This window comes from Oscillibacter sp. CU971, assembly GCF_905219725.1.
Classification (GTDB): Bacteria; Bacillota; Clostridia; order Oscillospirales; family Oscillospiraceae; genus Oscillibacter.
The window spans coordinates 1-7,638 of record NZ_CAJMXG010000141.1 but is presented as its reverse complement, the minus strand read 5'-3'; the positions used below and the strand labels follow the sequence as shown (position 1 = coordinate 7,638).

Below are 7,638 nucleotides of genomic sequence, written 5' to 3'. Positions count from 1 at the left end.
GTCTTCGGGGGCTTCGGGGGCTTCCGGCTCTCCGGCGTCTCCGGCGTCTCCGGCGGAGTCCCCGGCATCCCCGGAGGGCTCCGCGTCCTGGCGGGGTTCCTCCGCCTTTGCCTGGGGCGGCGGCTCCGGGCCCGGCTGGGCCAGGGCGGGTATAACGCACAGCGGCAGCGCCAGGGCCAGCGTCAGCAGCAGCGCAATCCATTGCTTTTTCATGGGGTCCTCCTTACAAATATGTATGGTTTCCATTCGCCCAGGGATGGGAGCGCCTCCGCTCCAGGGGCGTTTTTTCTTGTTATACACCTTCCACCTGGGGGAAGGTCAAGAAAAAGTTTCAGAATTCTCCGCGATTCTCAAACTGCCGTGCTTGACGATTTCCAGCTTGGCGGCCAGCTCCTCCCGGTGGAGCGCCCGGTCCTCCGGGCAGAGCATGGCGTCCATACAGGCGCTGCCCAGGGCCGCCATCAGAAGGCAGAAGACGATGCGCCCATACTCCGGGCTGGGGTCCCGGAGGCCGGAGAGGTCCGTCAGGTCCCAGATGCCGTCCAGCAGCCGCTGGCCCGGCCGGGTGGGGAGGAACTTTTGAATGTCCAGCCCCTGGTTATTTCGAACGAAATTCATCCACCGTTCCATCATGGGGTCCAGGGCCGTCTCCTGCGCGGTAAAGCGGTCGAAGCAGTCCAGCTGCGCCTGGAAGATGTCCCCNCCATTNGCCTTCAAAATCCGGCGGTATTCCTCTTTAATGTGGTTCCGCACCTCCTCCAGGAGGTAGGCGAACAGGTCCTCCTTATCGGAGAAGTACTGGTAAAAGCTCCCCCGTGGGATACCCGCCCGGCGGACAATCTGATTGACGGAGACGTCGGTGAAGCGGGCCCCGGCGAACTCCGCCCAAGCGGCGTCGAGAAAGCGACGCCGCTTTTCCTCCGGCAGCCGGAGGAAGGTCTCTGTACACATATGAATCCCCCATAGCAAAAATGACACCCTGTCATTTTGTGACAAGCTGTCACTTATTATAGTCAGGGCTAACGGCCCTGTCAACCGTTTTGTGCTTCCGGGGACGTTAAGTTTCTGTGAATAAAGAAGGGTTGGGGCCGTCCCTTCCGGGACGGCCCCTGGCCCTCAATATCGCGTCTCCAGCCGCTTGTAAATCAGGATGCCGGCCGTAAACTCTACCAGCAGGAACGCCGCCAGGAAATAGATCAGCAGCTCCGCCGCCTCCTCCGGCACCNCGCCCAGCTTCTCCAGAATAGNGAAGACCACGATGGCGGCGCAGGCCAGCAGCATCCCCAGGACATAGGCATAGCGCCCGGATCGGTCCCGGAGCATGGATTTCCGCTCGTNCCGGAGCTCGATCTGCTCCTCCTCAAAGTGCTTTTGGCAAGAGTCGGCGGTTTCCAGCTTTGTCCATTTGACGTACTTGTAGACCTGCATGACGCCGGGGCCGGTAAAGGCCCCGAAAAAGCCGCAGAACAGGCTGTCCAGGGGCGTTTCCAGCAGCAGCGCCGCCAGCAGGAACAGGATTCCCCCGGCAATCATGCCCAGGNCGAACCAGAGTTCCCTCTNCTTCATAGCATATCCTTCCTTTCGTGAATGAAAATCTCCTCAATGGGAAGTCCAAAGAAATCGGAAATGGTAAAGGCCAGTTCCAGCGACGGGCTGTAGCGCCNGGTCTCGATGGAGCTGNCGGTCTGCCGGGAAACCCGGATGGCCCTGGCGAATTCTTCCTGCCGCAGCCCCCGGCCTTTCCGCAGCTCTTCCACGCGGTTCTTCATAGCCGCCTCCTTTCGCGTAAAGGTCCCTNTACAAACAAGAACGGCCGTCTNCTGATATGTAAAGCTCCCTTTACCAATAAACTACCACAGCCCGGGCGATTTGTCAAGGGTCCTTTACATAAATTTTCCCCGCCTTGCAATTTTCCCGGCCCTGTAGTATCATAGAGAAACTGCTGAACGGAAAAGGGGACCGCCCATGAAACGAATTTTCCCCGCCCTCTGCGCCCTGCTGCTTCTGACCGCCTGCGGCCCGGACCTGCCGCCGGAGGATTCGGAAAGGCCGCAAATCGTCGCCACCGTCTTCCCGGCCTATGACTTCGCCCGCTCCGCCGCCGGGGAGCTGGCGGACGTGACGCTGCTGCTGCCCCCCGGGGCGGAGAGCCATTCCTATGAGCCCACCCCGGCGGACATCCTCCGGGTCCAGCGCTGCGACCTCTTCATTTACCTGGGCGGCGAGTCCGACGCCTGGGTGGATACCATCCTCTCCGCCATCGAGCCCCGGGGGGACGTGCTGCGGATGATTGACTGCGTGGACCTTCTGGAGGAGGAGACCGTGGAGGGGATGCAGGGGGGCCATGACCATGAGGAGGGCCACGATCACCTGGGTGAGGTGCTGAGCATGGACGAGCATGTCTGGACCGCCCCCCGGAACGCCGCCGCCGTCACCCGGATTATCGGGCAGCGGCTGGCCCTCCTGGACCGGTCGAACGGGGAGGCTTACGCCGCCGGAGCCGAGGCCTACGCCCTGGAGCTGGAGGAGCTGGACCGGGACTTCGCCGCCTTCTTCGACACTCTGCCGGACCGGACCATCGTCTTTGNAGACCGCTTCCCTTTGCTGTATTTCGCGGAGGCCTATGATCTGGACTACTACGCCGCCTTTCCCGGCTGCGNGGCNCAGACGGAGCCCTCGGCGGCTACGGTGGCTTTTCTGACAAGGAAGGTCCGGGAAGAGGGCCTGCCCGCCGTCTGGTATATCGAGTTTTCCAACCACCTGGTGGCGGACAGCATCGCCGAGNCCGCCGGGGTGGAGACGGCCCAGTTCCACACCTGCCACAACGTAAGCCGGGCNGACCTGGAGGCGGGGGCCACCTGCCTCTCCCTGATGCGGGCCAACCTGGAGGCCCTGCGGGAACACATGTGATGTTTAGAACGTACCGATTATGAAAAGGAGGACGCCGCATGGACAACGCCTTTGACTTCCTGACCCTGGAGTTTTTCACCCGGGNGGCGGTGTTTCCCGGAAGCCTGGGGACCTTCCGCTACCGCTTCCAGCGCACCGGCTGGATGGGAGACGGGGAGATCCAGGCGTGGGTGTACGAGAACGTCTGCTTTGAGCTGGCGAAGAACACGGAGACGGAGACCTTTCCCNGGACGGAGGAGGGCGTCACCGCCTTAAAGGCTTGGCTGGGCCAAAAGCTGGCGGAACGGGGGACGGAGCCCTACCGGATTCCCTACCCGCCGGAAACGGAATAGGAAACAGGCGGCCCTCCTTTCAGGAGGGCCNCCTGTCCGTTCAGCCGGTTTTTCTGCCGCGCAGCCGCAGGCAGGTTATTTAATGTAGTATACCCGGCCGTCCTTCCGCGCCGCCGCCTTGGGCGTCTCGCCCTCCGCGTAGCCCAGGGCACAGTGGCCGATGCCCTCATAGTCCTCCTCAATGCCCAGGGACTTCAGCAGCTCCTTTCCCCAGGGCGTTTCAAACTCCTCCTTCGCCCGGTGAATCCAGCAGCTCCCCACGCCCAGGGCATGGGCCGCCACCATCAGGTTCTCCNTGACCACGCTGCCGTCGTAGACCCGGTTGGGCCAATCCTTTTTCGCCAGGACGATCAGCATGGCGGGCGCGCCGTAGAAGGGGTCAAAGCCCGCCTCCCAGCCGCCGATTTCGCAGTTCATCCGCACAATTTTGTCCCGGAGCGCCTGATCGGTCACCTGGATGATGATGGTGTTCTGCTGGCCCTTCCCGCTGGGGGCGTAAAGCCCCGCCTCGATGATCTGGTCCAGAATCTCCTGGGGCACCATGTCCGCCTTGTATTTGCGGACGCTTCTCCGGTTCCTGAGCTGTTCCAACACGTTTTCCAACGCCGGACCCTCCTTTATTAATTTATGAATTGGAAGCATAACTTCATCATACCATCTCTTGGGCCGGAAGTCCATACCGGGGCCCTTGCCAGGGCCTCCCTTTTGTGGTATACTGCTCTCAATTTTCAACCGCAGAAAAGGAGGAAGGCCATGTTTACCGGCTTTACCGACGAGACGGTGGACTTCATGTGGGGCATCCGCTTTAACAACGAGCGGGCCTGGTTCGAGGCCCACAAGGAGATCTATCTGCATCACTTCTACCGCCCCATGCAGGCCCTGGGGGCGGAGATTTACGCCNTNANCCGNGACAAGCGCCCGGACTACGACCTCNTCAACAAGGTCACCCGCATNTACCGGGACGCCCGCCGCCTCCACGGCCGGGGGCCTTACAAGGAAAGCCTGTGGTTTTCTGTGGAGGAGCCCGCGGAGCAGTGGACGGCCAAGCCCACCTTTTGGTTTGAGCTGATGCCGGAGAGCTGGACCTACGGCATGGGGTATTACCTCCCCAAGGCCCTGACCATGGCGAAGCTCCGGGCCCGGCTGGACCGGGACCCCAAGACCATGGAGGCCCTGACCCGGGCCCTGGAAAAGCAGGAGGAATTCCAGCTGGAGACGGAGGCCTACAAGCGGTCCAAGGGCCCGGCCCCCTCGGCGCTGCTGGAGCCCTGGTATCAGGCGAAGTCCTTTGTGATCCGCCACGAGGAGAAGCTGACGGAGGACCTGTTTTCCCGGGCGATTGNGGACCGGCTGAAGCGGGGGTATGAATTTTTGCTGCCCTACTATGATTACTTCGTAACGCTGGACGGGGACCCGGACCCTCGGGAAGCGGGCTGAGACGGCCCGGGGCCCCGTGGCTCCGCCGCGGCTTCCTTGAAACAGGGGAATAGGGAACAGGGCCAGCCTTTCAGCCGGCCCTGTTCCCTATTGTTTGGAAGATTGGATGAAAAGAAGTTTTGTCTCTTGCAAGTATTAAGATACAGGAGAGTTGTTAAGGAAACCAGCATCAATTGTTACAAAAGTCTTAAATCTTATGTCAACCAAATTCGCGGGACGCCGGCCGAGAAACTTGGATATATTTTCCAGTGAACCGGAGAGCCTATATCTGAAATGGCGCGGAAAATCNCTCCCAGGCTTNCCGCGCGCACGGCCCGGTCAATGAACGCGGCTGCGCAGGCCGGCGAAAAAATCGGACAGAACCTGCCGGCACTCTTCCTCCAGCACGCCGCCCACCAGGGCGGGGGAGTGGGGGAAGTCCTCCATAAAGAGATTGGTCACGCCGCCGCAGGCCCCGAAGGCCGGGTCCCGGGCCCCGAACCAGACCCGGCCGACGCGGGCGTTGAGAATAGCCCCGGCGCACATGGGACAGGGCTCCAGAGTGACATAGAGCTCGCANTCGTCCAGCCGCCAGGAGCCCAGGGCCGCGTTGGCCTGGGCGATGGCCTCCATTTCGGCGTGGGAGGCGGCGGAGCGCGTTTCCTCCCGGCGGTTCCGCCCCCGGCCCACTACCACGCCCTCCCGGACGACGACGCAGCCCACGGGAACCTCCCCGGCGGCGGCGGCCTCCCGGGCCAGGGCCAGGGCCTGTCTCATAAAAATTTCCTGCATGGGGGACCCTCCTGTATGAAAACTGGCATATTTGTCCAGACTCGCCATATAAAGTATTATACAGGAGGGACAACGCTATGAAAACCACTTTCTTGAAAAAAACCCGGCAGGACCCGGAGCTGCTGGCCCTGAAAGAGGAGCTCCAGAGCGCCAGGGGGGATTTGTCCCTGGCTTACCGGCGGTTCGACCAGGCGGTGGACCCGGAGCTGGTGGAGTCCTGCATCTATCAGATCAAGGCGGAAAAGGCCCGGTGCAATTACCTCATCCGGGCCATCAAGGAGCGGAGCCCGGAGAGCTTCCTGCCCCGGCTGGAGGGCGAAGCGGCATGGACTTGAATCAGAAGATCATCGCCGCTCTGCTGGCGGGGTTTTTCTTCATCGCCCTGCTGCGGGTGTTCAGCGCGCCGCTGAAGCTGGCGGTGAAGGTGCTGGCAAACACCCTGCTGGGCTTTCTGGCTCTCTGGGCGGTGAACGCCACCGCCGGAGTGACGGGCATCGCCCTGGGGATCAACGTCTGGAACGCCCTGGTGATCGGAGTGCTGGGGCTTCCGGGCTTTGTCCTGCTGCTGCTGGTGCAGTGGGTGCTGTAGAAATACATAGGCCGGTCCCTCCGGGGCCGGTTTTTTGTTTCTTGTACCTTTCGTGTGGATGAATTGAAACACCGGCGGTTTTGCGAGCCGCAGCTGGANACGAATCGATGTCAGTGCTAGGCCTTGTTTGAAAATTGCCAAAACGCCTTCAAATATATATTTATATCCGATAGGGAATCAGGAGCGGCAGGTTCCGTTGGATTTCAACGCCCCATTCAAGAAGCTGATCTGCCTGCTGGGGAGAACGGGCCACACCCAGGGCATTCCCCTGGATCATGCTGGCCTCACAGGTCCAATGAATATCGGCCCCCATCTCGCTGAGGGCTTTTGCAATGGAAAAGCGATCCCAAAGAACCGCATCAAGGAACAGGTCTGCACCTGACAGGCATTTCGCATGGACAAGTTCCGGCTTTCCCTTGATTTGCCGGATAATTTAAATTAGAGCTCGAGTATTTAGGAGATAATCGAAGATTATGCTAGAAATCCAGAGTATATGAGGCGCCGGTTAAAAATCCTGTTGACATTGCCGGAAAGCCATGGTATAAATAACCTTGCTCCGTAAGGAGCGTTTGATTTGTAAGACCAAATGGAAAATATACTGATGGAGGAAAGACCATGTCCACTTTTATGGCAAACAAGGCCAACATTGAGCGCAAGNGGTACATCCTGGACGCCGCCGGAAAGCCCCTGGGCAAGACCGCCGTCCGGGCCGCCGATCTGCTGCGCGGCAAAAACAAGACCACCTTCACGCCCCACGCCGACTGCGGAGATAATGTCATCATCATCAATGCGGNAAAAGNGGTGCTCACCGGCAAAAAGGGCGAGCAGAAAATCTACCGCACCCACTCCGGCTGGGTGGGCGGCTTGAAGGAGACCCCCTACCGCATCCTGATGCAGGAGAAGCCCGAGGTTGCCATGCGGGTGGCCGTCCGGGGCATGATGCCCAAGAACACCGTGGCCAAGGATTCCCTGAAGCGCCTGCACATCTATGCCGGCGCCGAGCACAAGCAGCAGGCCCAGAAGCCCATCGCCCTGGACGCTGAATAAGGAGGAAGCGTATGTATCAGTCTAAGAAGCCTTATCTGTACGGTACGGGACGCCGGAAGTCCTCCGTCGCCCGGGTCCACCTGTTCCCCGGCGGAACCGGAAGCATCACCATCAACGGCCGGGACATTGACGATTACTTCGGCCTGGAGACCCTGAAAATGGTGGTCCGCCAGCCCCTGGAGGCCACCGGCAACACCGGCAAAATGGACATCGTGGCTACCGTCACCGGCGGCGGCGTCACCGGTCAGGCCNGCGCCCTGCGCCACGGCATCGCCCGGGCCCTGCTGCTGGCCAGCGAGGACAANCGCCCCATCCTGAAAAAGGCCGGGTTCCTCACCCGCGACCCTCGTATGAAGGAGCGCAAGAAGTACGGCCTCAAGGCCGCCCGCCGCGCGCCTCAGTTCTCCAAGCGCTGATTTTGCAAAGCGAATCATTTTATACCGCATACAGCAGCGGGACCTCATGGGAGGTCCCGCTCAGCTTGTCGAAAAAGTCTGCCTACCGGCAGACTTTTTCATGTAAAGATGATAAAATAGGGAGTAAGGGGTGAGG

At 60.7% G+C, this 7,638-nt stretch carries 14 protein-coding genes; 8 read left to right on the top strand and 6 right to left on the bottom strand.

Features of this window, described 5'->3' with window-relative positions; translation table 11 throughout:
- The 4 genes from JX325_RS10370 to JX325_RS10355 form a co-directional block, all read right to left on the bottom strand.
- On the bottom strand, positions 1-213 hold a 213-nt coding region (locus tag JX325_RS10370), incomplete at its 3' end, for a hypothetical protein (RefSeq protein WP_374220605.1).
- Between the two features lie 105 nt (positions 214-318).
- Positions 319-951: a TetR/AcrR family transcriptional regulator gene (locus JX325_RS10365; protein WP_204791063.1), complete on the bottom strand. Its 633-nt coding sequence runs from the start codon at positions 949-951 to the stop codon at positions 319-321.
- Positions 952-1,116: 165 nt separating this feature from the next.
- Entirely contained in the window at positions 1,117-1,566 is a 450-nt protein-coding gene (locus JX325_RS10360) for a hypothetical protein (RefSeq protein WP_204791062.1), read from the bottom strand.
- Positions 1,563-1,769, bottom strand: a complete 207-nt coding sequence (locus tag JX325_RS10355) for a helix-turn-helix transcriptional regulator (protein WP_204791061.1) — start codon at positions 1,767-1,769, stop codon at positions 1,563-1,565. Before JX325_RS10355 ends, JX325_RS10360 begins: the two co-directional genes overlap by 4 nt.
- A 196-nt stretch (positions 1,770-1,965) precedes the next feature.
- Between JX325_RS10355 and JX325_RS10350 the strand changes: the two genes are divergently transcribed.
- Positions 1,966-2,910 carry a metal ABC transporter substrate-binding protein gene (locus tag JX325_RS10350; RefSeq protein ID WP_204791060.1) on the top strand — a complete coding sequence of 315 codons (945 nt, stop codon included), beginning with the start codon at positions 1,966-1,968 and terminating at the stop codon, positions 2,908-2,910.
- A gap of 38 nt (positions 2,911-2,948) precedes the next feature.
- Positions 2,949-3,242, top strand: coding sequence for a hypothetical protein (locus JX325_RS10345; protein ID WP_204791059.1), 294 nt, complete (start codon positions 2,949-2,951; stop codon positions 3,240-3,242).
- 75 nt (positions 3,243-3,317) lie between these two features.
- On the opposite strand, the gene JX325_RS10340 is transcribed toward JX325_RS10345, so the two are convergent.
- Entirely contained in the window at positions 3,318-3,836 is a 519-nt protein-coding gene (locus JX325_RS10340) for a nitroreductase (RefSeq protein WP_374220606.1), read from the bottom strand.
- Positions 3,837-3,995: 159 nt separating this feature from the next.
- On the opposite strand from JX325_RS10340, the gene JX325_RS10335 reads away from it, so the two are divergent.
- Positions 3,996-4,679 (top strand): DUF2461 domain-containing protein, encoded by a 684-nt coding sequence (locus JX325_RS10335; protein WP_204791057.1) that lies wholly within the window; start codon positions 3,996-3,998, stop codon positions 4,677-4,679.
- A gap of 318 nt (positions 4,680-4,997) precedes the next feature.
- On the opposite strand, the gene JX325_RS10330 is transcribed toward JX325_RS10335, so the two are convergent.
- Complete coding sequence (locus JX325_RS10330) at positions 4,998-5,450, bottom strand: nucleoside deaminase (RefSeq protein WP_204791056.1); 453 nt, start codon at positions 5,448-5,450, stop codon at positions 4,998-5,000.
- 77 nt (positions 5,451-5,527) lie between these two features.
- On the opposite strand from JX325_RS10330, the gene JX325_RS10325 reads away from it, so the two are divergent.
- From JX325_RS10325 to rpsI, 5 genes are all read left to right on the top strand, one after another.
- Positions 5,528-5,785, top strand: a complete 258-nt coding sequence (locus JX325_RS10325) for a DUF2508 family protein (RefSeq protein WP_204791055.1) — start codon at positions 5,528-5,530, stop codon at positions 5,783-5,785.
- Positions 5,776-6,039, top strand: a complete 264-nt coding sequence (locus tag JX325_RS10320) for a pro-sigmaK processing inhibitor BofA family protein (RefSeq protein ID WP_204791054.1) — start codon at positions 5,776-5,778, stop codon at positions 6,037-6,039. The genes JX325_RS10325 and JX325_RS10320 overlap by 10 nt, the downstream gene beginning before the upstream one ends.
- Positions 6,040-6,235: 196 nt before the next feature.
- The gene (locus tag JX325_RS10315; protein ID WP_204791053.1) at positions 6,236-6,421 is read left to right on the top strand and encodes a hypothetical protein; all 186 of its coding nucleotides are present in this window, start codon (positions 6,236-6,238) and stop codon (positions 6,419-6,421) included.
- A 233-nt stretch (positions 6,422-6,654) separates the two neighbouring features.
- Positions 6,655-7,086: a 50S ribosomal protein L13 gene (gene rplM / locus JX325_RS10310; RefSeq protein WP_204791052.1), complete on the top strand. Its 432-nt coding sequence runs from the start codon at positions 6,655-6,657 to the stop codon at positions 7,084-7,086.
- An 11-nt stretch (positions 7,087-7,097) separates the two neighbouring features.
- Positions 7,098-7,502: a 30S ribosomal protein S9 gene (gene rpsI / locus JX325_RS10305; RefSeq protein WP_204791051.1), complete on the top strand. Its 405-nt coding sequence runs from the start codon at positions 7,098-7,100 to the stop codon at positions 7,500-7,502.
- Positions 7,503-7,638: the final 136 nt, after the last annotated feature.